General features: G+C 69.9%; 17 protein-coding genes. 15 read left to right on the plus strand and 2 right to left on the minus strand.

Translation table 11 applies throughout. The features are described from left to right. The first annotated feature begins 9 nt into the window (after nt 1–9). Together metH and ASD35_RS01825 are read left to right on the plus strand one after the other, a co-directional pair. Nucleotides 10–2,706, plus strand: coding sequence for a methionine synthase (gene metH, locus ASD35_RS01820; protein WP_082579819.1), 2,697 nt, complete (start codon nt 10–12; stop codon nt 2,704–2,706). 110 nt (nt 2,707–2,816) lie between these two features. Further along, on the plus strand, nt 2,817–3,419 hold the full coding sequence (locus ASD35_RS01825; RefSeq protein WP_056873189.1) for a glycine zipper 2TM domain-containing protein: 603 nt from the start codon (nt 2,817–2,819) through the stop codon (nt 3,417–3,419). 2 nt (nt 3,420–3,421) lie between these two features. On the opposite strand, the gene ASD35_RS01830 is transcribed toward ASD35_RS01825, so the two are convergent. Then, nucleotides 3,422–4,939 (minus strand): YifB family Mg chelatase-like AAA ATPase, encoded by a 1,518-nt coding sequence (locus ASD35_RS01830; protein ID WP_056873190.1) that lies wholly within the window; start codon nt 4,937–4,939, stop codon nt 3,422–3,424. A gap of 286 nt (nt 4,940–5,225) precedes the next feature. Between ASD35_RS01830 and ASD35_RS01835 the strand changes: the two genes are divergently transcribed. From ASD35_RS01835 to ASD35_RS01895, 13 genes are all read left to right on the plus strand, one after another. Then, complete coding sequence (locus ASD35_RS01835) at nt 5,226–5,966, plus strand: TorF family putative porin (protein ID WP_056873191.1); 741 nt, start codon at nt 5,226–5,228, stop codon at nt 5,964–5,966. Nucleotides 5,967–5,984: 18 nt separating this feature from the next. Continuing rightward, complete coding sequence (glnK, locus tag ASD35_RS01840) at nt 5,985–6,323, plus strand: P-II family nitrogen regulator (RefSeq protein WP_056192325.1); 339 nt, start codon at nt 5,985–5,987, stop codon at nt 6,321–6,323. Nucleotides 6,324–6,357: 34 nt separating this feature from the next. Further along, nucleotides 6,358–7,884, plus strand: coding sequence for an ammonium transporter (locus ASD35_RS01845; RefSeq protein WP_056873192.1), 1,527 nt, complete (start codon nt 6,358–6,360; stop codon nt 7,882–7,884). A gap of 80 nt (nt 7,885–7,964) precedes the next feature. Beyond that, nucleotides 7,965–8,888: a LysR family transcriptional regulator gene (locus ASD35_RS01850; RefSeq protein WP_056873193.1), complete on the plus strand. Its 924-nt coding sequence runs from the start codon at nt 7,965–7,967 to the stop codon at nt 8,886–8,888. A 141-nt stretch (nt 8,889–9,029) separates the two neighbouring features. Then, complete coding sequence (locus tag ASD35_RS01855; RefSeq protein ID WP_056873194.1) at nt 9,030–9,830, plus strand: putative hydro-lyase; 801 nt, start codon at nt 9,030–9,032, stop codon at nt 9,828–9,830. 28 nt (nt 9,831–9,858) lie between these two features. Beyond that, entirely contained in the window at nt 9,859–11,097 is a 1,239-nt protein-coding gene (locus ASD35_RS01860) for an MFS transporter (protein ID WP_056873195.1), read from the plus strand. A gap of 36 nt (nt 11,098–11,133) precedes the next feature. Further along, complete coding sequence (locus tag ASD35_RS01865) at nt 11,134–14,781, plus strand: hydantoinase B/oxoprolinase family protein (RefSeq protein WP_056873196.1); 3,648 nt, start codon at nt 11,134–11,136, stop codon at nt 14,779–14,781. A gap of 38 nt (nt 14,782–14,819) precedes the next feature. Continuing rightward, the gene (locus tag ASD35_RS01870; RefSeq protein ID WP_157275307.1) at nt 14,820–15,950 is read left to right on the plus strand and encodes a GGDEF domain-containing protein; all 1,131 of its coding nucleotides are present in this window, start codon (nt 14,820–14,822) and stop codon (nt 15,948–15,950) included. Between the two features lie 59 nt (nt 15,951–16,009). Then, nucleotides 16,010–17,281, plus strand: a complete 1,272-nt coding sequence (gene gshA, locus ASD35_RS01875) for a glutamate--cysteine ligase (RefSeq protein ID WP_056873198.1) — start codon at nt 16,010–16,012, stop codon at nt 17,279–17,281. 175 nt (nt 17,282–17,456) lie between these two features. Continuing rightward, nucleotides 17,457–19,340 carry a potassium transporter Kup gene (locus ASD35_RS01880; protein ID WP_056873199.1) on the plus strand — a complete coding sequence of 628 codons (1,884 nt, stop codon included), beginning with the start codon at nt 17,457–17,459 and terminating at the stop codon, nt 19,338–19,340. Between the two features lie 12 nt (nt 19,341–19,352). Continuing rightward, nucleotides 19,353–20,531 (plus strand): benzoate/H(+) symporter BenE family transporter, encoded by a 1,179-nt coding sequence (locus tag ASD35_RS01885; RefSeq protein WP_056873200.1) that lies wholly within the window; start codon nt 19,353–19,355, stop codon nt 20,529–20,531. 56 nt (nt 20,532–20,587) lie between these two features. Continuing rightward, nucleotides 20,588–21,547 (plus strand): glutathione synthase, encoded by a 960-nt coding sequence (gshB, locus tag ASD35_RS01890; RefSeq protein ID WP_056873201.1) that lies wholly within the window; start codon nt 20,588–20,590, stop codon nt 21,545–21,547. Then, nucleotides 21,544–23,238 carry a DUF885 domain-containing protein gene (locus tag ASD35_RS01895; protein ID WP_056873202.1) on the plus strand — a complete coding sequence of 565 codons (1,695 nt, stop codon included), beginning with the start codon at nt 21,544–21,546 and terminating at the stop codon, nt 23,236–23,238. The genes gshB and ASD35_RS01895 overlap by 4 nt, the downstream gene beginning before the upstream one ends. On the opposite strand, the gene ASD35_RS01900 is transcribed toward ASD35_RS01895, so the two are convergent. Then, nucleotides 23,228–25,153: a hypothetical protein gene (locus ASD35_RS01900; RefSeq protein WP_056873203.1), complete on the minus strand. Its 1,926-nt coding sequence runs from the start codon at nt 25,151–25,153 to the stop codon at nt 23,228–23,230. The two genes, ASD35_RS01895 and ASD35_RS01900, sit on opposite strands and share 11 nt — an antisense overlap. Nucleotides 25,154–25,168: the final 15 nt, after the last annotated feature.

The raw sequence follows: 25,168 nt of genomic DNA on the forward strand, positions 1-25,168 counted from the left end.
GTGCCATCGATGACCATCTCGCCGCCTCCCCTCAAGCTCTCCGGCCTCGAACCCGTCGCCATCGACGCCGGCAGCCTGTTCGTCAACATCGGCGAGCGCACCAACGTCACCGGCTCCAAGGCCTTCGCGCGCATGATCCTGGCCGGCCAGTTCGAGCAGGCGCTGGCCGTCGCGCGCCAGCAGGTCGAGAACGGCGCCCAGGTCATCGACATCAACATGGACGAGGCCATGCTGGACAGCCAGGCGGCCATGGTGCGCTTCCTGAACCTGATAGCCGGCGAGCCGGAGATCGCGCGCGTGCCGATCATGATCGACTCGTCCAAGTGGAGCGTCATCGAGGCCGGCCTGAAGTGCATCCAGGGCAAGGGCATCGTCAACTCCATCTCGCTGAAGGAAGGCGAGGACGAGTTCCGCCGCCAGGCCAAGCTCGTGCGCCGCTATGGCGCCGCGGCCGTCGTGATGGCCTTCGACGAACAGGGCCAGGCCGACACCTTCGCGCGCAAGACCGAGATCTGCGCGCGGGCCTACCGCATCCTGGTCGACGAAGTGGACTTCCCGGCCGAGGACATCATCTTCGACCCCAACATCTTCGCGATCGCCACAGGCATCGAGGAGCACGACAACTACGCGGTGGACTTCATCGAGGCCACGCGCTGGATCAAGCAGAACCTGCCGGGCGCCAAGGTGTCGGGCGGCGTGTCCAACGTGTCGTTCAGCTTCCGCGGCAACGAGCCGGTGCGCGAGGCCATCCACACCGTGTTCCTGTATCACGCCATCCAGGCGGGCATGGACATGGGCATCGTCAACGCCGGCATGGTGGGCGTGTACGACGACCTCGATGCCGAGCTGCGCGAGCGCGTGGAAGACGTGGTGCTGAACCGCCGCCCGGATGCCGGCGAGCGCCTCATCGAGATCGCCGACCGCGCCAAGAGCGCCGGCAAGGACGACTCGGCCCGCCTGGCCTGGCGGGCAGGCGATGTCAACCAGCGGCTGAGCCATGCGCTGGTGCACGGCATCACCGACTTCATCACCGAGGACACCGAAGAAGCCTGGCAGGCGATCTCGGCAAGGGGCGGCCGTCCCCTGCATGTCATCGAAGGCCCGCTGATGGCCGGCATGAACGTCGTCGGCGATCTGTTCGGCGCCGGCAAGATGTTCCTGCCGCAGGTGGTCAAAAGCGCCCGCGTGATGAAGCAGGCCGTCGCCCACCTGCTGCCCTACATCGAGGAAGAAAAACGCCTGCTCATCGAAGGCGGCGGTGATGCCAAGCCCAAGGGCAAGATCGTCATCGCGACGGTCAAGGGCGACGTGCACGACATCGGCAAGAACATCGTCACGGTGGTCCTGCAGTGCAACAACTACGAGGTCGTCAACATGGGCGTCATGGTGCCGGCCCAGGACATCCTCAAGAAAGCCAAGGAAGAGGGCGCGGACATCATCGGCCTGTCGGGCCTCATCACGCCCAGCCTGGAGGAGATGCAGCACGTGGCCGCCGAGATGCAGCGCGACGACTACTTCGCGTCGCGCCACATGCCGCTGCTGATCGGCGGCGCGACGACCAGCCGCGTGCACACCGCCGTGAAGATCTCGCCGCACTACGACGGCCCGGTCGTCTACGTGCCCGACGCGTCGCGCGCCGTGGGCGTGTGCACGGAGCTGCTCAGCGACGACCGCGCCGCGGCCTACGTCGCCGAGCTGAAGGCCGACATCGAGAAGACCCGCCAACTGCACGCCAACAAGAAGCAGACGCCGCTGGTGACGCTGGCCGCCGCACGCGCCAACAAGGCGGTGCTCGACCTGGCCCGCGTGGCTCCCGCGCCCAAGTTCACCGGCCGCCGCGTGCTGAAAAACCTGGACCTGGGCGAGCTGGCTCGCTACATCGACTGGGGCCCGTACTTCCAGACCTGGGACCTGGCCGGGCCCTATCCCGCCATCCTGGACGATGCGGTCGTCGGGGTCGAGGCGCGCAAGGTGTTCGCCGACGCGCAGGCCATGCTGAAGAAGATCATCGACGGCCGCTGGCTGCAGGCGCATGCGGTCTTCGGCCTCTACCCCGCTGCACGCGTGAACGACGACGACATCGAGATCCGCAGCGAGCCGCCGATGGTCTGGCACGGGCTGCGCATGCAGAGCGAGCGCCCGGTCGTCGAAGGCGTGAAGCGGCCCAACCGCTGCCTGTCCGACTTCGTCGCGGAGCAGGGCGACCACATCGGCCTGTTCGCGGTCACCGCGGGCCTGGGCGTCGACAAGAAGGAGGCCGACTTCCTGGCGACGCACGACGACTACTCGGCCATCATGCTCAAGGCCCTGGCCGACCGCCTGGCCGAAGCCGCCGCCGAATGGCTGCACGAGCGCGTGCGCCGCGAGTTCTGGGGTTATGCGCCGGCCGAAGCGCTGAGCAACGAAGCGCTGATCGCCGAGAAGTACCAGGGCATCCGGCCGGCGCCCGGCTACCCAGCCTGCCCGGACCACCTCTCCAAGCGCGACCTGTTCCGTGTGCTCGGTCCGGAAGAGATCGGCATGGGCCTGACCGACAGCATGGCCATGACGCCGGCGGCCAGCGTCAGCGGCTTCTACCTGGCCCACCCTGATGCGGCCTACTTCAACGTCGGCCGCATCGGCGACGACCAGCTGGCCGACTGGGCCGCGCGCTGCGGCCTGGCCGAGGCCGACGCGCGCCGGGCGCTGGCGCCGTTGCTCGGATGACACGCCGGCCGCGGTGGGCGGCCGACTTGTAACCGAAGCGGCGCCGTCCTACAGGGCGGGTCATTTGGCGGCGGCATGCTGCGGGCATCGTGAATCACATCGGAGCCCCCATGTCGACCCCTACCCCCGTCAAGTCCACCCAGATCGTCGCCGGCGTGGCCGTCGTGCTGGCACTGCTCGGCGGCGCCTACGCAGTGGGCCGTTCGCAGGGCGTCGGCACCGAGACTCCCGTCGAAGCCCCGGCCGCAGCGGCCCCCCAGAAGATCGAGCCGGCGCCGCAACGCCTGGCCAGCGCCGAACCGGCACGTGAAGCCCGGCCGGCGCCTGTCGAGCGTGAAGCCCGGCCTGCGCCAGTGGAACGCGAAACCCAGCCCGCGCTGTGCGCCAGTTGCGGACGGGTGACCGATGTGCACACCGAGACGCGCCAGGGCAAGGCCAGCGGCGTCGGCGCGGTGGGCGGTGCCGTCGTCGGCGGTCTGCTGGGCAACATGGTCGGCGGCGGCACCGGCAAGAAGATCGCCACCGTCGGCGGCGCGGTCGCCGGCGGCTATGCCGGCAACGAGATCGAGAAGAACCACAAGACCTACACCGTCTGGATCGTGCAGGTGAAGGAGCGTGACGGCCGCCTGCGCCGCTTCGAGCGCAGCGCCGACCCGGGCCTGCGCGTGGGCGACGAAGTGCGCCTGACCGAGAACGGTTTCGTGCGCTCCTGAGCTCAGCTCGCGGCAGCGCCCGACAACCCGCGCCGCAGCTGGATCGCTTCGGCCACATGGGCCGGCGCGATGACCGCGGCACCGGCCAGATCCGCCACCGTGCGGGCCACGCGCAGCACGCGGTGGAAGCTGCGCGCCGACCAGCCCAGGCGCTCGGCCGAGCGCTCCAGCAAGGCCTTGGCGGCGGCATCCAGCACGGCGTGTGTCGCCAAATCCTGAGCCTGCAACAGCGCGTTGGCCACGCCCTGCCGCACAACGGCGCGTTCCCGTGCCGCGGCCACCCGTTCGGCGACCACAGCGCTGGATTCGCCCATTGCCAGGTCTTGCAGCTCGCGCGGCGGGATCACCGAAACCTCGATGAGCAGGTCCAGCCGGTCCAGGAAGGGCCCGCTGAGCCGGCCCTGATAACGCGCCACCTGATCGGGGGTGCATCGGCAGGCCTTGAGCGGGTTGCCCAGGTGGCCGCAAGGGCAGGGGTTCATCGCCGCGACGAGTTGGAAGCGGGCGGGGAATTCTGCCTGCCGCGCCGCGCGTGAAATGAGAATGCGGCCGGTCTCCAGCGGTTCGCGCAGGGCTTCGAGGGCGGCGCGCGGGAACTCGGGCAGCTCGTCCAGGAACAAGACACCATGCTGGGCCAATGAGATCTCGCCTGGCCGCGGCGGCGAGCCGCCACCCACCAGTGCCACGCTCGACGCCGAATGATGCGGCGCCCGAAAAGGCCGCTGCCCCCAGCGCGAAATGTCGAACTGGCCGGCCAGGCTGAGCACGGCGGCGGATTCCAGCGCGGCTTCGTCATCCAGCGGCGGCAGCAACCCGGGCAGGCGCTGGGCGAGCATGGATTTGCCGGTGCCGGGCGGGCCCGTCATCAGCAGCGAGTGGCCGCCAGCGGCGGCGATCTCCAGCGCCCGCTTGGGGGCAGCCTGGCCCTTGATGTCGGCAAGGTCGGGCAGGCCGCTTTGCTTCTCGCGGGGCAACGCGGCCGCGCGCGGCAAGCCCTCGCCATCGGGCTGCAGTGCGGCGACGACATCCAGCAGGTGCCTGGCCTGCCGCACGGTGAGGCCGTCGACCAGGGCCGCCTCCGCCGCGCTGGTTTCGGGGAGCAGCAGTTCGCGGCCGGCGCCGTTCTGCCGCAAGGCCAGCGCCATCGCGAGCGCACCGCGAACCGGGCGCAGTTCGCCGGCCAGCGACAACTCACCCGCGCATTCGAAACGTGCCAGCTTGGCGGCGTCGATCTGGCCGTTGGCGGCAAGCAGGCCCAGGGCCATGGGCAGGTCGAAGCGGCCCCCCTCCTTCGGCAGGTCGGCGGGCGCCAAATTGACGGTGATCCTTTTGTTCGTGGGGAAGGACAACCCACTGTTCTGCAGCGCCGCGCGGACGCGCTCGCGGGCTTCCTTGACCTCCGTGTCCGCGAGGCCCACGACGGTGAAGCTCGGCAGGCCGTTCGCGAGATGGACTTCCACGGTGACCGGCGCGGCGGCGAGGCCGTCGAGGGCGCGGGAGTGGACGGTGGCGAGGGACATGGTGGCAGGGCGCGTCGCGAGGCCCGCAGCATAGTGCGGCGCCCGGGGTGCCGTTGCCTGACAAGCCGGGCCGGCCGCGACGCATCTCAGACCTGCCCGCCCCGATCCAGGGCCGTCGCACCCGAATGGTGCTTTCATCGGTGCCGCGCAACCAAGTTTGGTGCAAATTCCGCCTTCATCCTGGGCGCTGGCGGCCCAGATTCGTGCGGTGTGCCGAGGCGGGGCCTTGGCACGGAAGCTGCAGTTAACGCCCGACTGCCCTTCCCAACTGAAACAGGAGCCCCGCATGAAGTCGTCCCTTTCGCTGCTCGTCCTGGCGTTGTCCACGGCGCTGCCGGCCTTCGCTGCCGATGAGCCGGATCCGCTGTCGTTCAACGTCGGCGCGGTCAGCGAATACCGCTACCGCGGCATTTCGCAGAGCCGCCTGAAGCCGGCCCTGCAGGGCGGCATCGACTACGCGTCCCCGAGCGGCTTCTATGTCGGCACCTGGGCCTCGACCATCAAGTGGATCAAGGACATCCCGGGTGGTGACGCGGATGTGGAGATCGACCTCTACGGCGGCTACAAGACCGAGGTCGCCTCGGGCCTGACGCTGGACGTTGGCGGCCTGTACTACCTCTATCCGAGCAACAAGCTCAAGAACGTGCCTGGTTTCGCCAACGCCAACACGTTCGAGGTCTATGGCGCGCTGACCTTCGGCCCCGTCACGGCCAAGTATTCGCACAGCACGACCAACCTGTTCGGCAACGCCAACAGCAAGAACTCGAGCTACTTCGACGTGTCGGCCACCTTCGACGTCGGCGGCGGCATGACGCTGACCCCGCACGTGGGCCACCAGACCGTCAAGAACCTCGCCGTCGCGTCCTACACCGACTATTCGCTGACGCTGGCCAAGGACTTCTCCGGCCTGGTGCTCAGCGGCGCCGTCATCGGCACCGATGCCGACAAGACCTTCTACGCCAGCCCGGCCAACGGCAAGTTCCTGGGCAAGACCACGCTGGTGGTCGGCGTGAAGAAGACCTTCTAAGAAGCACTGGAGTTCGACATGAAACTGATCACTGCCGTCATCAAGCCCTTCAAGCTCGACGAGGTGCGTGAGGCCTTGAGCGCCATCGGCGTGCAGGGCTTGACGGTCACCGAGGTCAAGGGCTTCGGCCGCCAGAAGGGCCATACCGAGCTGTACCGCGGCGCGGAATACGTCGTCGACTTCCTGCCCAAGGTCAAGATCGAGGCGGCAGTGAATGACGACGTCGTCGAGCGCGTCATCGAGGCCATCGAGTCCTCGGCCCGCACCGGCAAGATCGGCGACGGCAAGATCTTCGTGTCGCCGCTGGACCAGGTCGTCCGCATCCGCACCGGCGAAACCGGCAATGACGCGCTCTGACGCGTCGCATAACAACCGTTTGGAGAGCACTCAAATGAAGAAACTCCTTGCCGGCCTCGCCCTCGCGGCGGGCCTGCTCGCGCCGGGCGCCTGGGCCCAGGATGCGGCCTCCGCGCCGGCCGCCAGTGCGGCTACGGCCACGGCCGCTGCCGTGGTCGACGCCGCTTCCGCTCCGGCGGCGGCCGCGCCGGCCGAGGCGGCGTCCGCCGCAGCCGCGCCTGCGCCCGTGCCCAACAAGGGCGACACCGCCTGGATGATGCTGTCCACGCTGCTCGTCATCATGATGACGGTACCGGGCCTGGCGCTGTTCTACGGCGGCCTGGTGCGCAGCAAGAACATGCTGTCGGTGCTGATGCAGGTGATGGTCGGGTTCTCGCTGATCGTCGTGCTGTGGGTGCTGTACGGCTACAGCTTCGCGTTCACCGAGGGCAACAAGTTCATCGGCGGCACGGACCGGCTGTTCATGAAGGGCATCTGGGACAACGTCGCCGGCACCTTCGCGAACGCGGCCACCTTCAGCAAGGGGGTCTACATCCCCGAGATCGTCTTCGCGGCCTTCCAGGCGACCTTCGCCGGCATCACCGCCTGCCTGATCATCGGCGCCTTCGCCGAGCGCATGAAGTTCTCGGCCGTGCTGGCCTTCCTGGTGCTGTGGTTCACGTTCAGCTACCTGCCGATCGCCCACATGGTCTGGTTCTGGATGGGCCCCGACGCCTACGCCAGCGCCGCCGTGGCGGACGAGATGAACAGCAAGGCGGGCATGCTCTGGCAGTGGGGTGCGCTGGACTTCGCCGGCGGCACGGTGGTGCACATCAACGCCGCAGTGGCCGGCCTGGTGGGCGCCTACATGGTGGGCAAGCGCGTCGGCTACGGCCGCGAGCAGTTCACGCCGCACAGCCTGACGCTGACCATGGTCGGTGCCTCGCTGCTGTGGGTGGGCTGGTTCGGCTTCAACGCCGGCTCCGCGCTGGAAGCCAACGGCTTCGCCGCGCTGGCCTTCATCAACACGCTGGCTGCCACGGCTGCCGCCGTGCTGGCCTGGTGCGTGGGTGAGGCGCTGCTCAAGGGCAAGGCCTCGATGCTGGGCGCCGCGTCGGGCGCCGTCGCCGGCCTCGTCGCCATCACGCCCGCCGCCGGCAACGTCGGCGTCGGCGGTGGCCTGGTGATCGGCCTGGTGGCTGGCTTCGCCTGCCTGTGGGGCGTGACCGGCCTGAAGCGCATGCTGGGTGCGGACGACTCGCTGGACGTCTTCGGCGTCCACGGCGTCGGCGGCATCGTCGGTGCGCTGCTCACCGGCGTGTTCGCTTCGCCCAACCTCGGCGGCCCCAGCGCCATGGGCGACTGGGTCACCGCGACCATGATCGCGCCGGACGCCTTCTCCATCGGTGGCCAGTTCCTGACCCAGGCCAAGGCCGTCGGCGTGACCATCGCCTGGTCGGGCATCGTCTCGGTCATCGCCTACAAGCTGGTGGACCTGACCATCGGCCTGCGCGTCACCGAAGAGGAAGAGCGCGAAGGCCTGGACATCTCCTCGCACGGCGAGACGGCGTACCACAAGTAATCGACCGCAGCCGCAGCGCCGAGCCGCCCCCAGTGGGCGGCTTTTTTCATGCGCCGCCGGATTTCGAATAATCGCCCGCCATGAACCTCCGCTTTGTCGAGGCCTTTCACTGGGCCGTTTCCCTGCGCAGCATCACCCGGGCGGCGGAGAAGCTGCACATCACGCAGTCCGCGCTGTCGGCCCGCATCGCCGCGCTGGAGGAGGAACTCGGCGTGGTGCTGCTGGACCGGCGCGACAAGCAGTTCCGCCTGACCATGGCCGGCCAGCGTTTCGACGTGCTGGCCCAGCGGCTGCTGGAGATGCAACGCCAGGTGAAGGAGGAGATGGGCGGCAACGCCGCACGCCCGGTGGCGCTGCGCATCGGCGCCATCGAGTCGGTCGTGCACAGCTGGCTGACCGACTGGCTGCAGCAGATGCGGACGGCCAACCCGGACTTCGAGCTGGAGCTGACGGTGGAAACCTCGCCGGTGCTGGTCGACCAGGTCCGGCGCGGCGCCCAGGACCTCGTTTTCGCCGCCATCCCCGCCAGCGACGGCGGCGGCGTCCGCACCCGCCCCATGCCGGCCATGGCCATGAGCTTCGTCGGGCACCGGGAGCTGCACACGCGGCGGCGCTACTCGCTGGCGGACCTGGCCGGGCAGGACTTGCTGACCTTCCAGCGCGGCTCGCAGCCGCATCAGGCGCTGCTGCAGCTCTACCAGGAGTCCGGCCTGCCGCTGCCGCGGGTGCATGCGGTGTCATCGATCTCCGCCATGGTGCGGCTCGTCGAGGGCGGCTTCGGTGTCGCCACGCTGCCGCTGGCCGCCGTGCAGCCGATGACGCGCCGCGCCCCGCTGGTGGTCCTGCGCAGCGACGTTGAACTGACGCCGCTGCCCATCCACGCCAGCTATCGCGAGGACCCCACGTCCCGCCTCGCCGAAAGCGTGCTGGACTCCGCCATCGCGCACGTCACCGCAGGCGCCAAAGCGAAGGTCGGGAAAGTCCGGATGCCAGCGGTGCGCTGAATCGACTAGCAAATCCGCCGTTGTCCTCATCGATTTTTTCGATGGAAGGCGACTGAAATATTGCGTTGGATGGACGAGGCTTCGGAATCCCAGAATGCGTCGCAACGCCGCTTGCCATGCGGCCTGTGACCCGGAGACCCGATGCCAGACCTCGCCCTTTCTTCCGCTGCAACAGCCTTGCAGATCCGTCGCGCGTCGCGCGCCGGCGTGCTCACCGGGCACACCAGCGGGCTGGCTGCGGCGCATGTGCAGGCCAACCTCGCCATCCTGCCCGCCGCGCAGGCCGCCGACTTCCAGCGCTTCTGCGACCTGAACCCGCAGGCCTGTCCGCTGCTGGCGGTGACGTCGCCCGGCGACACCGCCGTGCCGGCGCTGGGCGCCGACCTGGACCTGCGCAGCGACGTGCCGCGCTACCGGGTCTGGCGTGACGGCGAGCTTGTCGACGAGCCCAACGACGTGGGCCGCTGGTGGCGTGACGACCTCGTCACGTTCGCCATCGGCTGCTCCTTCTCGTTCGAGCATGCGCTGCTGGCCGAGGGCATCGCGCTGCGCCACGTGGAGCAGGGCCGCAACGTGGCCATGTACCGCAGCGCGATCCCGACGCGCGCGGCCGGGCCGTTCCATGGGCCGACGGTCGTGTCCATGCGCCCGCTGCGCGCCGCCGACGCCATCCGTGCGGTGCAGATCACCTCGCGGCTGCCGCAGGTCCATGGCGCGCCGCTGCACATCGGCGACCCGTCGCTGATCGGCATCCACGACCTGGCCCGGCCCGACTACGGCGACGCCATCGAGCTCCGGCCTGACGAACTGCCGGTGTTCTGGGCCTGCGGCGTGACGCCGCAGGCTGCCATCGCAACCGCCCGGCTGCCGTTCTGCATCACCCATGCACCGGGTCACATGCTGGTGACCGACCTGCTCAATCGCGAGCTGCTCGGCCACTGATCCACACCCACCAACCGGGACCGACACCATGTGGCTTCAACACACCACGCCCGCGGAGCGGCGCACGCTGACCGCCACCTTCGCCGGCTACGCCGTCGATGGTTTCGACTACATGATCTACACCTTCCTCATTCCCACGCTGATCATGGCCTGGGGCATGAGCAAGGCCGAGGCCGGCTACATCGCCACCGGCGCGCTGCTCACGTCCGCCGTGGGCGGCTGGGCGGCCGGCGTGCTGGCCGATCGGTTCGGCCGCGTGCGCGTGCTGCAGTGGACGGTGCTGTGGTTCGCGGCCTTCACCGCGCTCAGCGGCTTCACGTCGTCGTTCGAGCAGCTCTTCTTCACGCGTGCCATGCAGGGCTTCGGCATGGGCGGCGAATGGGCCGTGGGCTCGGTGCTGATCGCCGAGTCCATCAACGCCCGGCATCGCGGCAAGGCCTCGGGCCTCGTGCAGAGCAGCTGGGCGGTCGGCTGGGCCGCCTCGGCGCTGGCCTTCTGGGGCATGTATTCGGTGCTGCCGGCCGAGACCGCCTGGAAGGTGTTGTTCTGGATCGGCATCCTGCCCGCCTTCCTCATCCTCTACATCCGCCGCAACCTCGACGAGCCGGCCGTCTACCGCGCCGAGCGCGAGCGCGTCCAACGCACCGGCCAGCGCAGCAGCTTCCTGCGCATCTTCTCGCCCGCGTTGCTGCGCCAGACGCTGCTGGCCAGCCTGCTGGCCGCCGGCATGCAGGGCGCCTACTACTCCGTCACCACCTGGCTGCCCACCTTCCTGAAGACCGAGCGCCACCTGTCCGTGCTCGGCACCAGCGGCTACCTGCTGGTGCTCATCGGCGGCTCCTTCGCCGGCTACCTGACGAGCGCCTGGCTCAGCGACGCCATCGGCCGGCGGCGCTGCTTCATCCTGTTCGCGGTGATGGGCGGCGCACTGGTGCTGAGCTACACGCAGATGCCCATCACCGACGGCGTGATGCTGGTCCTCGGCTTCCCGCTCGGCTTCTTCCTGTCGGGCATCTTCTCCGGCATGGGCGCCTTCCTTTCGGAGCTGTTCCCAAGCGACGTGCGCGGCTCCGGCCAGGGCTTTTCCTACAACTTCGGCCGTGCCGTCGGCGCGATCTGCCCGGCGCTGATCGGCCATTTCAGCACCACCCACCCGCTTGGGCAGACGCTCGGCTGGATGGCCGCGCTGTGCTACGGCGTCGTCATCGTGGCCGCCCTCGCGCTGCCCGAGACCCGCGGCCGCGAACTGCTGCCCGCCACGGCCTGAGCGCCTCCCCTTCTCGACTCTGTCAGGACCCCTTCGATGCAATCCCCTCCCGCCTCCGACCGCTGGCAGTTCTGGATCGACCGCGGCGGCACCTTCACCGACCTGGTCGGCCAGGCCCCCGACGGCACGCTGCACACCCTCAAGCTGCTGTCCGAGAACCCGGAGCAGTACCGCGACGCCGCCGTCGAGGGCATGCGCCGCCTGCTCGGGCTGCAGCCCGGCGAGCTGATCACCGCCGAGCGCGTGGCGTGCGTGAAGATGGGCACGACGGTCGCCACCAACGCCTTGCTGGAGCGGCGCGGTGACCGCACGCTGCTGGTCACGACCGCCGGCTTCCGCGACGCGCTGCGCATCGCCACGCAGGCCCGGCCACGCCTGTTCGAGCGCCACATCCAGCTGCCCGAGCTGCTGTACGAGCGCGTCGTCGAAGCCCGCGAACGCTGCGACGCCCAGGGGCGGGAGATCGAGCCGCTCGACGAGGCCGCGCTGCGCGGCGAGCTGCAGGCCGCCCACGACGCCGGTCTGCGCGCCTGCGCCATCGTCTTCCTGCATGGCTGGCGCGCGCCGGCCCATGAGCTGGCGGCCAAAGCGCTGGCGCTCGCGGTCGGCTTCACGCAGGTGTCGGTGTCCCACGAGGTCAGCCCGCTGATCAAGTTCGTGCCGCGTGGCGACACCACCGTCGTGGACGCCTATCTCAGCCCCATCCTGCGCCGCTACGTGGAGCAGGTGGCTAGCCAGATGCCGGGCGTGCAGCTGTTCTTCATGCAGAGCTCCGGCGGCCTGACGGCGGCCAGCCGCTTCCAGGGCAAGGACGCCATCCTGTCCGGCCCCGCGGGCGGCATCGTCGGCATGGTGCGCACCGCGCAGGCGGCCGGGCATGGCAAGGTCATCGGCTTCGACATGGGCGGCACGTCCACCGACGTGAGTCACTTTGCCGGCGAGCTGGAGCGCGCCTTCGACACCGAGGTGGCCGGCGTGCGCATGCGGGCGCCCATGATGAGCATCCACACCGTGGCCGCAGGCGGCGGCTCGGTCATCCGCTTCGATGGCGCGCGGCTGCGGGTGGGCCCGGAGTCCGCCGGCGCCAACCCCGGCCCGGCCAGCTACCGGCGTGGCGGCCCGTTGGCCACGACCGATGCGAACGTCATGCTCGGCCGCATCCAGCCGGCCCATTTCCCACGCGTGTTCGGGCCGGCCGCCGATCAGCCGCTGGACCGCGAGGTCGTGCAGCAGCGCTTCGCCGAACTCGCCGAGGCGATGAGCCGCGCCGGCACCCCGTCCACGGCCGAGGAGGTCGCGGCCGGCGCGCTGCAGATCGCCGTCGGCGCGATGGCCAACGCCATCAAGCGCATCTCCGTCGCGCGCGGCTACGACGTCACGGGCTACACGCTGCAGTGCTTCGGCGGCGCGGGCGGCCAGGCGGCCTGCCTCGTCGCCGACGCCCTCGGCATGACGCGCATCCTGGCCCACCCCCTGGCCGGCGTGCTCAGCGCCTACGGCATGGGCCTGGCCGACCAGACCGCCATGCGCGAGGCCTCCGTCGAGCGCGAGCTGGACGACGCCGGCCTGGCCGCAGCCCGCGCGCTGGCCGGGCAGTTGGCCGAGCAGGCCTGCGCCGAGCTGGCCGGCCAGGGCGTGCCGGCGAACGCGCTGCGCACGGTGGCCCGCGCCCAGCTGCGCTACCAGGGCACCGACACGGCGCTGGGCTGCGTGCTGCCGCTCGGCGAACCGGCGCGGCAGGCGATCGCGGCGCTGCGCGATGCTTTCGAGGTCGGCTACCGGCAGCGCTTCGCCTTCCTGATGCCCGACCGTCCCCTCGTCATCGAGGCGGTCTCGGTGGAGGCGCTGGCCGCCGGCGCCGAGCTGGCACCGCGGCCACAGCCGGCGCCAGTGCCCAGGCACCAGCCGCTGCCGCTGGAGCGCGTGCGCATGTACTGCCTGGCCGACGGCCAGCCCGCCGGCTGGCGCGAGGCCGAGCTGCACCAGCGCGAATTGCTGGCGCCTGGCGCAAGCATCGCCGGCCCTGCCGTCATCGCCGAGCGCAACGCCACGACCGTGGTCGACCCCGGCTGGCAGGCCGAGCTGCAGCCCGGCGGCGAACTGCTGCTCACCCGCGTTCAGGCACGCACGACGCGCCGAGCGCTGGGCACCGAGGCCGACCCCGTCATGCTGGAGGTGTTCAACAACCTCTTCATGAACATTGCCGAGCAGATGGGCCTGCGGCTGCAGAACACCGCCCACTCCGTCAACATCAAGGAGCGCCTGGACTTCTCCTGCGCGCTGTTCGACGCCCAGGGCCAGCTGATCGCGAACGCGCCGCACATGCCGGTGCACCTGGGCTCGATGAGCGAGTCCATCCGCTCGGTGATCCAGCGCAACGCGGGCATGCGCCCGGGCGACGTCTACGTGCTGAACGACCCCTACCACGGCGGCACCCACCTGCCCGACATCACGGTCGTCACGCCGGTCTTCCTCGACGGCGACGCACGGCCCCGGTTCTTCGTGGCCAGCCGCGGCCACCATGCCGACGTGGGCGGCATCACGCCCGGCTCCATGCCGCCGTTCTCCCGATCCATCGCCGAGGAGGGCGTGCTGATCGACAACTTCAAGCTCGTCGAAGCCGGCCGGCTGCGCGAGGCGGAGCTGCTGGCGCTGCTGGCGAGCGGCCCGCACCCCAGCCGCAACCCGGCACAGAACCTCGCCGACCTGCGCGCCCAGGTGGCGGCCAACGAGAAGGGCGTGCAGGAGCTGCAGGCCATGGTGGCCCAGTTCGGCCGCGAGACCGTGGCCGCCTACATGCAGCATGTGCAGGACAACGCCGAGGCGTCGGTGCGCCGCGTGATCTCCGTGCTGAAGGACGGCCGGTTCACGCTGCCGCTGGACAACGGCGCCGAGATCCACGTGAGCGTGCGCGTCGACGCCCAGGCGCGCAGTGCGGTGGTCGACTTCACCGGCACCAGCGCCCAGCTGCCCAACAACTTCAACGCGCCCCGGTCCATCACCATGGCCGCCGTGCTCTACGTCTTTCGCACGCTGGTGGACGACGCCATCCCGCTCAACGCCGGCTGCCTCAAGCCCATCGAGGTCATCGTGCCGGAGGGCTGCATGCTCAATCCGACGGCGCCGGCGGCGGTCGTGGCGGGCAATGTCGAGACCTCGCAGTGCGTCACCAACGCACTCTACGGCGCGCTCGGCGTCATGGCCGCGGGCGGCTGCACGATGAACAACTTCACCTTCGGCGACGCCCGGTACCAGTACTACGAAACCATCTCCGGCGGCTCGGGCGCCGGCCCGGGCTTCGACGGCACGCCGGTCGTGCAGACGCACATGACCAACTCGCGCATGACCGACCCGGAGGTGCTGGAGTTCCGCTTCCCCGTTCGGCTGGACAGCTACGCCATCCGGCCCGGCACGGGCGGCGCCGGCCAGTGGCGCGGCGGTGACGGCGGCGAGCGCCGGCTGCGCTTCCTGGCCCCGATGACCGCCTCCATCCTCAGCAACGGGCGCGAGCATCCGGCCTTCGGCCTGGCCGGTGGCGCGGCTGGTGCGCCGGGCGAAAACCGCATCGAGCGCGCCGACGGCCGCGTCGAGATGCTGGGCCACATCGGCCAGGCCGACATGGCGCCCGGCGACGTCTTCGTCATCCGCACACCGGGTGGGGGCGGGTACGGGCCGGGCGGCTGACCCGCGCTGGCCGCCCGCTTATGCTGGCGGCGATGGACGTGATCACCCTTCTCATGGCGGTGCTGGTCAACGCGCTGCTGATGAGCCTGGCGCTGGTGGTCGGCGTCGGCATCCGTGCGCGCAGCGGCCTGCAGGCCTGGCAGTTCATGCTGCTGGGGCAGGCCGCCGGCTTCACGCTGCTGATCGCGGCGACGCTGGTGCTGCCGCGCCTGCTGGCGACGCTCGGGGTCACGGCCCTGAGCGCGTCGGCCTCGGCGATGGTGCTGACGGCCTGCCGCTTCCTGAGCCTGCCGGTGCCCCGGCGTTGGCTGGTGGTGGTGCCGTTGCTGCTGGGCGTCGCGCATTTCGCCGTGCTGCCGGACCAGGTGCTCGCGACCGGGGTCGCCAACCTGACCATCGGCGCGCAAGTGCTCTGGGGCAGCTGGCTGCTGCTGCGGGGCGCCGGCGGGGTGCGCTGGCGCTGGCTGTGCGGCGTGGCCGCGGCCGCCAACGGCGTCATGACGCTCGCCCGCGCCGTGCTGGTGCTGGGCTGGCCGGCGGTCTATCCGAACTTCATCACGCCGCATCCGCTCAACCTCACGTCGTTGTTGCTGCTGAATGCCAGCCTGGTGCTGGGCACCATGGGATTCCTGCTTGCCCACCGCGATGCCGCCGAGCAGGCGCTGGTGCGGCTGGCATCGCTGGACACGCTGACCGGCCTGCTGAACCGTCGCGAATGGATGGGCCGCGCCGGCCGTGCGCTGGGCTCGGGCGCCGGCACCGCAGACCCGGGCGCCGTGCTGCTGATGCTGGACCTGGATCATTTCAAGCGCGTCAACGACGAGCACGGCCACCCGGTCGGCGACGAGGTGCTGCGGCTGACCGGCGAGACGCTGCGCGCCGTGTTGCGCGCCAGCGACCTGGTCGGCCGCTACGGCGGCGAGGAGTTCTGCGTGCTGCTGCGCCAGTGCGAGCCGGCCGCGTTCGAGCGGCTGGACGCGCGCCTGCACGAGGCGCTGGCAGGGCGCTGCCGCGAGGTGCTGGGTTTCGATGTCAACTTCAGCGCCGGCGCGGTGCGGGTTCAGGCCGGCGAAACGCTGGCGGCGGCCATCGCGCGGGCCGATGATCAGCTCTACCGCGCCAAGCACGCCGGCCGCGACCGCACCTGCTGCGCCGACGGCGTCTTGTGATCCGCGCGGCCGCCCCCAAGTGCGGCCGCCTTCGCCCTTCGATCTGACATCATTCGGCCATGGTTCCCCACCTGATCACTGCCTTGAACGGCCCCATCAACGAGCTGGAAGCCCGCATCCTGGAATCCATGCCGGCGACCGAACGCTGGTTCAGGCTGGAATGGATGGAACACACGCCGACCTTCTACGCGTCGGTGGACCTGCGCAACGCCGGCTTCAAGCTGGCGCCGGTCGACACCAACCTCTTCCCCAGCGGCTTCAACCACCTGACGCCGCAGATGCTGCCCCAGGCCGTGCAGGCCGCGATGGCGGCCATCGAGAAGATCTGCCCCGAGGCGCGCAACCTGCTGCTCATCCCCGAGCCGGGCGCGCGCTGCAGCTTCTACCTGGATCACCTCGCGACGCTGGTGCGCATCTTCACGCAGGCCGGCCTGAACGTGCGCCTGGGCGCGCTGGACCCGGCCCAGACCGAGCCCGTCGAACTGCCGCTGGCCAATGGCGGCAGCCTGGTCATCGAACCCCTGGTGCGCAAGCGCGGCCGGCTGATGCTCAAGGGCTTCGACCCCTGCACCATCCTGCTCAACAGCGACCTCGCCGGCGGCACGCCGCCGCAGCTGATGGGCCTGCACGAGCAATACCTGCTGCCGCCGCTGCACGCCGGCTGGAGCGTGCGGCGCAAGAGCCAGCACTTCCGCGCCTACGAGGAGGTGGCCAAGCGCTTCGCCAAGCTGCTGGGCATGGACCCGTGGCTCATCAACCCGATGTCCGCCAGCGTCGACATGCATGGCCGCTCGGGGCTGGAGGCGCTGCAGACGGCCGCCGATGCCCAGCTGACCAAGGTGCGTCGCAAGTACAAGGAATACGGCATCAACGAGAAGCCCTTCGTCATCATCAAGAGCGACGTGGGCAGCTACGGCCGCCGCAGCGTGCTGACGGTGCGCGACGCCAAGGACATCGAGGCGCTGGCTTCATCGCTGCCCGACGACCTCGGTCAGGAAGTCGTCGTGCAGGAGGGCGTGCCCACGCACGAGCGCGTGCACGAGGCCGTGGCCGAGCCGGTCGTCTACATGATGGACCGCTACGTCGTCGGCGGCTTCTACCGCGTGCATGCTCACCGCGGCATCGACGAGAACCTCAACGCCCCCGGCGCCAGCTACGTGCCGCTGGCCTTTGCCGACTCGCCGCACCTGCCACGCCCCGGCGAGAAGCCCGGCGCCAGCGCGCCCAACCGCTTCTACATGTACGGTGTCATCGGCCGGCTGGCGATGCTGGCGGCGAGCTACGAGCTGGAGGCGACCGACCCGCAGGCCGAGGCGGAAGAGGCCGCTTGAACGCCGCGGCGGAGCGGGGCGGCCGGCCGGCGCGCCACGTTCCGCTACGCCGGCTGGCGCAGGGCGTCAAGCCGCCAAACTGTGGTTTTGCTGCGCTGCATCAAAACGACAAAGCAGGCGCAGAATCCGCACTTTCGAACAAACGCCACGGCCCCGCGCCCGTGGCCTCCGTGACGTGAGTTCTTCCCACGCGGCCCGCAGCCCCTCGGCACTGGCGGGCCTCACCCTCGGTGCCCTGGGCGTTGTCTATGGCGACATCGGCACCAGCCCGCTGTACGCGCTCAAAGAAGTTTTCCACGGCGGCCATGTCGCCACGACGCCGGACAACATCCTCGGCGTGCTCTCGCTGCTGTTCTGGACGATCACGATCGTCGTCTCGATCAAGTACGTGCTGCTGATCCTGCGGGCCGACAACAACGGCGAGGGCGGCCTCATCGCCATGCTGGCGCTGGCCACCAACGCGGTGAATGACAGGCCGGCGCTGCGCCGCGCGCTGATGCTCGTGGGCCTGTTCGGCACCGCCATCTTCTTCGGTGACGCCGTCATCACGCCGGCCATGACGGTGCTGGGCGCCGTCGAGGGCATCGACGTCTACGAACCCCACCTGCACGACGCCATCCTGCCGATCACGCTGCTCGTCATGGTGGGCCTGTTCTCGGTGCAGCGCTTCGGCACCACCGGCATCGGCAAGGCCTTCGGCCCGGTCATGCTGGCCTGGTTCGCCACGCTCGTGCTGCTGGGCCTGCCGCACATCATCGAGAACCCGCGCGTGCTGGCGGCCATCAACCCCTTGCATGCGCTGCGCTTCTGCCTGGAATACCGCTGGGTCGCCTTCGTCGCGCTGGGCGCGGTCGTCCTCGTCGTCACCGGCGGCGAGGCGCTCTATGCCGACCTCGGCCACTTCGGCAAGAAGCCCATCCGCATCGCCTGGTACGGCGTCGTCATGCCGGCGCTGGTCATCAACTACTTCGGCCAGGGCGCCATGCTGCTGGACGACCCGAGCGGCGTGAAGAACCCGTTCTTCCTGCTCGCGCCGTCCTGGGCCGAGATCCCGCTGTTCCTGCTCGCCACCGCCGCGGCCATCGTTGCGTCGCAGGCCCTCATCACGGCGGCCTTCTCGGTCACCAAGCAGGCGGTGCAGCTCGGCATCCTGCCGCGGCTGCGCATCGTGCACACCAGCGTTCGCGACATCGGCCAGATCTACGTGCCCTTCGTCAACTGGGGCCTGTTCGCCCTGGTCGTGGTCGCGGTCGTCTTCTTCGGCTCGTCCACCAAGCTCGCGGGCGCCTATGGCGTGGCGGTCACCATCGACATGACCATCACGACGGTCATGACCTTCTTCGTCATCCGCTACGGCTGGAAGTACCCGCTGGCGCTGTGCATCGCGGCGACGGGCATCTTCTTCGTCATCGACGTGACCTTCCTCGCGTCCAACCTGCTCAAGCTGCTGCACGGCGGCTGGTTCCCGCTGCTCATCGGCATCGCGATGTTCACGCTCATGCTGACCTGGAAGCAGGGCCGCCGACAGCTGTCCGAGAAGCTGCGCGAGGACGCCATCGAACTCGACGCCTTCCTCGAGGCGGTCTTCATCAACCCGCCGGTCCGGGTGCCCGGCACGGCCGTGTTCCTGTCGGCCGAAAAGGGCTCCACGCCCAACGCGCTGCTGCACAACCTCAAGCACAACAAGGTGCTGCACGAGCAGAACATCTTCGTCACCGTCAAGCACCACGAGGTGCCCTGGGTCAGCCACGACAAGCGCTGCGACGTCGAGGCGCTGGGCAACCACTGCTGGCAGGTGGCGCTGCACTTCGGCTTCAAGAACGAGCCCGACGTGCCCGAGGCGCTGGAGCATCTGAAGAAGCAGGGTGTGCAGCTGGAGGACATGGAGACCAGCTACTTCCTCAGCCGCGACATCGTCATCCCGACCATCGGCTCGGGCATGGCGCTGTGGCGCGAGAAGCTCTTCGCCAGCATGCACCGCAATGCCTCGGCGGCGGCCGACTTCCTGCACCTGCCAACCAACCGGATCGTCGAGCTGGGCTCGAAGGTCGAGATCTGACGCCTGGGCCGCATGCCTCGCCTGCTGCAGGATTTCTCGCCGTCCACCCTCGTTGCCGGCTTCGTGGCGGTGCTGGTGGGCTACACCAGTTCGGTCGCCATCATCTTCCAGGCCACCGTCGCGCTGGGCGCCACGCCCGCACAGACGGCCTCGTGGCTGTGGGCCCTCGGCCTCGGCATGGGCGTCACCACCTTGCTGCTCAGCCTGTGGACGCGCCAGCCGGTGCTGACCGCCTGGTCCACGCCCGGCGCGGCGCTGCTGGCGTCGAGTTCGGGTGTCGCCATGCCCGAAGCCATCGGCGCCTTCATCGTCTGCGGCCTGCTCATCGTCTGGGCCGGCGCCAGCGGCTGGTTCGAGAAGCTGATGGACCGCATTCCCGTCGCCATCGCGTCGGCGCTGCTGGCCGGCGTGCTGGCCAAGTTCGGGCTGGACGCCGTCTTCAGCGTGCGCACCGCGCCCGAGCTGGTGCTGGCGATGGCCGCCGCCTACGTGGTCGGCCGCCGAATGTGGCCGCGCTACGCCGTGCCGGGCGTGCTGCTGACCGGCGTTGCCGTCGTGCTCGCCCAGGGCCGGCTCAGCTTCGACGTGATCGACACCGCGCACGTCTTCGCGCTGCCCGTGTGGACGACGCCCGAGTTCACCTGGCATGCCGCCATCGGCGTGGCGCTGCCGCTGTTCATCGTCACGATGGCCTCGCAGAACCTGCCCGGCGTCGCCGCCCAGCGCGCCAGCGGCTACCAGACGCCGGTGTCCGCCTCCATCGCCGTGACCGGTGCGGCGACCACGCTGCTGGCGCCCTTCGGCGGCTATGCCTTCAACCTCGCCGCCATCACCGCCGCCATCTGCATGGGCCGCGAGGCGCACGAGGACCCGGCGCGGCGCTACACGGCCAGCGTCGCCGCGGGCCTGTTCTATGTGCTCATCGGCCTGGCCGGCGGCGCGGTCGCGATGCTGCTGGCGGCCTTCCCGCGCGAGCTGGTCGCGGCCATCGCGGGCCTGGCGCTGCTGGGCACCATCGGCGGCGCGATGGCCGCGGCGCTGAAGGATGAGGGCCACCGCGATGCGGCCATCCTGACCTTCCTCGTCTGCCTGTCCGGCATCAGCGCCTTCGGCATCGGTGCCGCCTTCTGGGGCGTGGTGGCGGGCGGCATCGCCTCGCTCGTTGCGACCTGGCGGCGGCGCCGGCCCTAGGCGGGCAGGGCGGCTGGGGCTGTGCAACACTGATCGGATTGCATAGGCGCCCGATCATGAAGCTGCTCTTCGTTGCCGACCCCCTCGCCACCTTCAAGACCTACAAGGACTCCACCTTCGCGATGATGCGCGAGGCTGCCAAGCGCGGCCACCGCATCCTGGCCTGCGAGCCGCAGCAGCTTGTCTGGCAGCGCGGCAGCCGCGTGACGGCCCGGGGCGCCGTGGAGATCGCGCTGACCGGCGACCCGCACGACTGGTTCACCGTCACCTCCACCGCCGACCTCGCGCTGGCCGATGTCGACGCCGTGCTGATGCGCAAGGACCCGCCCTTCGACAGCGAGTTCTTCTACGCGACGCACCTGCTCAGCCAGGCCGAGCGCGAAGGCGCCCGTGTCTTCAACAAGCCGCAGGCGCTGCGCGAGCACCCGGAGAAGCTCGCCATCCTCGAGTTCCCGCAGTTCATCTCGCCTACCCTCGTCACGCGCGACCCGGCCGAGATCCGCGCCTTCCATGCCGAACAGCGCGACATCATCCTGAAGCCGCTGGACGGCATGGGCGGCATGGGCATCTTCCGCGTCAAGGAGGACGGCCTCAACCTCGGCAGCATCATCGAGACGCTCAACAAGGACGGCACGCAGACGGTGATGGTGCAGCGCTTCATCCCCGCCATCACCGAGGGCGACAAGCGCATCCTCATCATCGGCGGCAAGCCGGTGCCGTATTGCCTCGCGCGCATCCCGCAGGGCAACGAGGTGCGCGGCAACCTGGCGGCCGGCGGCAAGGGCGTGGCGCGCGAGCTGACGGCGCGCGACCGCGAGATCGGCGAGTACCTCGGCCCCATCCTTGCCGCCCGCGGCCTGCTGCTGGTCGGCGTGGACGTCATCGGCGAGCACGTCACCGAGATCAACGTCACCAGCCCGACCTGCTTCCAGGAGATCACCGACCAGAGCGGTTTCGACGTGGCGAAGATGTTCGTCGACGCGCTGGAGCAAGCGATGGCCGGTACTGCCGCATGAAGCGCCGCCACTTCGCGGCGCTGGGGTTGGCCGGCCTCGGGTTGCCGGCCGAGGCCCGGGAGTCCTTTGTCGCCCTGACGAGCGACCGCTTCATCGAAGCGTTATGGAAGCTCGACCCCGACGCCGCCGTGGCGGCCGGGCGCTTCGATTTCGCGGCCAGCCTGACGTTGCCCAGCGCCGCGCAGCGCCAACGCCGGCGCGCCTTCCTGAACAAGTGGCAAGGCGTGTTCGACTGCGCGCCGGGCATGCAGCTCTCGCCCAGCGAGCGCATGGACTGCGCCATCCTGAGCGCCAAGATCAAGAGCGACCTCTGGCGCCTGGACACGCTGCGCGAATGGGCCTGGAACCCGTCCGAGTACAACCCCGCCGGCAACATCGATCTCATCCTCAACACCGACTGGGCGCCGCTGCAGGAGCGCGTCAAGGCGCTGCATGCGCGCATCAGGCAGTTGCCCGCCTTCTATGCCGAGGCGCGCAAGAGCCTGTCGGGCGTCACGCGCGAGCACACGGAGCTGGCGCTGCAGCAGGCGCCCGGCGTGCTGGCGGTGCTGGACGACGTCGAGTCGCATGCCCAGCAGGTCGGCATGGGTTCGCTCATGGAACCGGCGCTGCGCGCGGCGCGCCAGGCGGTGGCCGGCTACCAGGCCCACCTGAAGCGGCTGCTGCCCGCGGCCAGGCGGCCCTGGCGGCTGGGCGCGGCGCTGTACGAGCCCAAGTTCGCGCACGACATCCAGTCCGCCGCCAGCGGCCGCGAGACCTACGAGCTGGCGCTCAAGCGCCGCGAGGAGGTGCTGGACAGCATGCAGGCCCAGGCCGCCGCGTTGTGGCCCAGCGTCATCGGCCCCGACGCGCCGCCGGCCGACCGCTTCGCGCTGATCGGCCGTGTCATCGCCAAGCTCAGCGAGCACCATGTCGCCCGCGAGCGCTTCGTCGACGAGATCCGCGCGCAGATCCCGCAGCTCGAGGCCTGGGTGCGCGACAAGGACCTGCTCACGCAGGATGCGAGCAAGCCGCTGACCGTGCGCGAGACGCCGGTCTACCAGCGCGGCGTGGCTGGCGCCAGCATCGAGGCCCCCGGCCCCTACCGGCCCCAGGACCGCACCTTCTACAACGTCACGCCGCTGGACGAGCTCTCGCCCGAGCAGGCCGAGAGCACGCTGCGCGAGTACAACCACTGGATCCTGCAGATCCTCAACATCCACGAGGCCATCCCGGGGCACTACACGCAGCTGGTCTACGCCAACCGCGCGCCGAGCAAGGTCAAGGCGCTGTTCGGCAGCGGCTCCATGGTGGAGGGCTGGGCGGTCTACGGCGAGCGCGTGATGATCGAGAGCGGCTACGAGGCCTCGCCCGAGATGACGCTGATGTACGGCAAGTGGCACCTGCGCTCGGTCACCAACACCATCCTCGACTACAGCGTGCATGTGCTGGGCATGGACGAGAAGGCCGCGCTGGATCTGTTGGTGCGACAGGCCTTCCAGACCGAGCGCGAGGCGCAGGAGAAGTGGCGCCGCGTGCAGCTGACCTCCGTGCAGCTGACCAGCTATTTCAGCGGCTACAGCGAGATCTTTGCGCTGCGCGAGCAGTTGAAGTCCCGGCCGGGGTTCAGCCTCAAGGCCTTCCACGAGCAGTTCCTCAGCTACGGCAGCGCGCCGGTGCGGTTGATTGCCGCGGAGATGCTCAAGGCCTGAACTGGTCGCGCACGCGGGGCGGCGTCGCCTCGGCGTCGTCCGCCACCCAGACCGGACCGGGACCGTCCTGTCGCCGCCAACGCCGCGGCACCCGGTCGATGGCGATGAAGTAGGCCGTCAGCCCGCCACTCGCATCGATGCGAAACCGCAGGAACCCCTTGTGGTCCTGCCCATCCAGCGCCGCACAGCCGTTGTTGGTCAGCAGCCCCAGGCGCGACATCAGCGCCAGGTAGCCGCCGAAGATCAGCGCGCCCAATGGCGCGCCGCACAGGAACACGCCCAGGCCGACGAAGCTGGCGTGGGTGACGAGGCCGCGCAGGCTGTCGCGGTTGCGGATCCAGTCCCAGTCACCCACCAGCTGGTGCAGCGCGAAGGTCAGGCTGAAGATGGCCGCCACGTGCACGACGGCATGGATGAAGCCGATGCCCCAGGTGGCGCCCCAGCGCCAGGCCCTGCCGGCGTCGGGCGGCAGCTCGTCCACCGCCTCGCGGCCCATCACCATGCAGCCGAAGGCCATCAGGGCGTTGATCAGCAGGCTCAAGGGGCTGAACACCATGGCCTTGAGCCACAGCGCCGCGGCCAGCGGGTACTCGTGCAGATGGAATTCCCACAATGGCCGGAACAGGTCAGGCTCGAAGGAGCGCGTGAACGGCGTGGAGTTCAGGTAGGCGTTGAAGCAGTACAGCACGCCCAGCAGCAGCGCGAAGCTGTAGTTGCCGCCCCAGCCGCTGGCGTCCTTGCGGAACAGCGCCAACAGGTTGGCCACGCAGCCGGCCTTGGAGGCGCGCGCGCTCGGGTAGGCGGTGTCCTCCTGGCGCTCGAACTCGCCGCCGGGGTGCGGGTCTTCCGTCAGGCCGATGGCCAGCGCCGGGGGCGAGGTGACTGGTTCGGGCGGGATGCAGTCGCGCGTGTCGAACTCGCGCAGCCGCACCGGCCGTGTCGTCGGCTTGGTGTGCGTCGGGTGGGTGAAGGCGCCGCCGGTGCCGCAGATCACCAGCTTGCCCCAGTTCGCCGATTCCCAGCGCATGTAGTGGTGCAGGTCGCCCGCCAGCCGCAGCTTCACGCGGCCGCGCAGCAGGCCCTCCAGGTGCTGGTAGCGCTTGGGGTGGCTCTCGTCGGCGCCGTCGCCGATGGGTCGGGTCCAGTACGGCTCGGGGTAGACGAGCAGCACGCGGTCGTCCGGCACGATCTGGTACTCGTGGCCGTCCTCGGTGACGAGGCCGCGCTCGCTCAGCAGCGCCTCGAACTGTTCGAACTGGTCGCGGTCGATGTCGTGGTCCAGCGCGAAGTCCAGCCCCAGCGCCCACCAGCCGCCGGGCAGCTTGATGCAGAAGTAGGTCTGGCGCTGCGGGATCTTGGCACCCAGCAGCGGCGCCGAGTCGTTGCGGCGCGTGAAGTAGCGGCTGAAGGTCGAGGCCGAGTCCATCCAGTCGTGGTTCTGCGGGATGGCCGCCAGCGTCAGCCGCCGGCCGCGCACGAGCGTGGGTTCGTGGCTGTTGCGCACCGCCTCGAACATCTCGACGAAGCGGTAGCGGTAGTCGCGCGTGCTGGCGGCGGGGTAGGCCAGGTCGCCGCCGAACATCAGCAGGCTGCCGCGCGGCAGGCGCTCGCCGTTCAGCCTCAGTTCATCCGCCAGCGCGGCGCTGGCAACGGCATAGCAGGCGTTGCCGCCGTCGCCGGTGTCGGCGATGAAGTCGAACCAGCATTCGCCCTGGAAGTCGCCCTCCGCCTCCGGCTGGCTGCGGTCGATGACCTTCATCGGCAGCGGCTGGCTCTCGCGGCCGTCGCGGTTGCGCAGCTGGTCCAGCGACGACAGCACCTGGCGTGCGGCCGTCCACAGCACATCCGGCTGGTACCAGGCGACGGGATGGCGTTCGTGCGGCGGGGTGGAGCGGCCGAGCTTGTGGGAAGTCATCGGCCGGCATGATCG

The sequence above is a fragment of the Pelomonas sp. Root1444 genome, from assembly GCF_001426885.1.
Lineage (GTDB): Bacteria > Pseudomonadota > Gammaproteobacteria > Burkholderiales > Burkholderiaceae_C > Pelomonas.

Coding starts and splice junctions, on each gene's coding strand:
- ASD35_RS01830 (WP_056873190.1), bottom strand. CDS start 4,939: ATGTCCCTCGCCACCGTCCACTCCCGCGCCCTCGACGGCCTCGCCGCC.
- ASD35_RS01885 (WP_056873200.1), top strand. CDS start 19,353: ATGCCTCGCCTGCTGCAGGATTTCTCGCCGTCCACCCTCGTTGCCGGC.
- glnK (WP_056192325.1), top strand. CDS start 5,985: ATGAAACTGATCACTGCCGTCATCAAGCCCTTCAAGCTCGACGAGGTG.
- ASD35_RS01850 (WP_056873193.1), top strand. CDS start 7,965: ATGAACCTCCGCTTTGTCGAGGCCTTTCACTGGGCCGTTTCCCTGCGC.
- ASD35_RS01855 (WP_056873194.1), top strand. CDS start 9,030: ATGCCAGACCTCGCCCTTTCTTCCGCTGCAACAGCCTTGCAGATCCGT.
- gshA (WP_056873198.1), top strand. CDS start 16,010: ATGGTTCCCCACCTGATCACTGCCTTGAACGGCCCCATCAACGAGCTG.
- ASD35_RS01860 (WP_056873195.1), top strand. CDS start 9,859: ATGTGGCTTCAACACACCACGCCCGCGGAGCGGCGCACGCTGACCGCC.
- ASD35_RS01825 (WP_056873189.1), top strand. CDS start 2,817: ATGTCGACCCCTACCCCCGTCAAGTCCACCCAGATCGTCGCCGGCGTG.
- ASD35_RS01845 (WP_056873192.1), top strand. CDS start 6,358: ATGAAGAAACTCCTTGCCGGCCTCGCCCTCGCGGCGGGCCTGCTCGCG.
- ASD35_RS01865 (WP_056873196.1), top strand. CDS start 11,134: ATGCAATCCCCTCCCGCCTCCGACCGCTGGCAGTTCTGGATCGACCGC.
- metH (WP_082579819.1), top strand. CDS start 10: ATGACCATCTCGCCGCCTCCCCTCAAGCTCTCCGGCCTCGAACCCGTC.
- gshB (WP_056873201.1), top strand. CDS start 20,588: ATGAAGCTGCTCTTCGTTGCCGACCCCCTCGCCACCTTCAAGACCTAC.
- ASD35_RS01900 (WP_056873203.1), bottom strand. CDS start 25,153: ATGACTTCCCACAAGCTCGGCCGCTCCACCCCGCCGCACGAACGCCAT.
- ASD35_RS01835 (WP_056873191.1), top strand. CDS start 5,226: ATGAAGTCGTCCCTTTCGCTGCTCGTCCTGGCGTTGTCCACGGCGCTG.
- ASD35_RS01895 (WP_056873202.1), top strand. CDS start 21,544: ATGAAGCGCCGCCACTTCGCGGCGCTGGGGTTGGCCGGCCTCGGGTTG.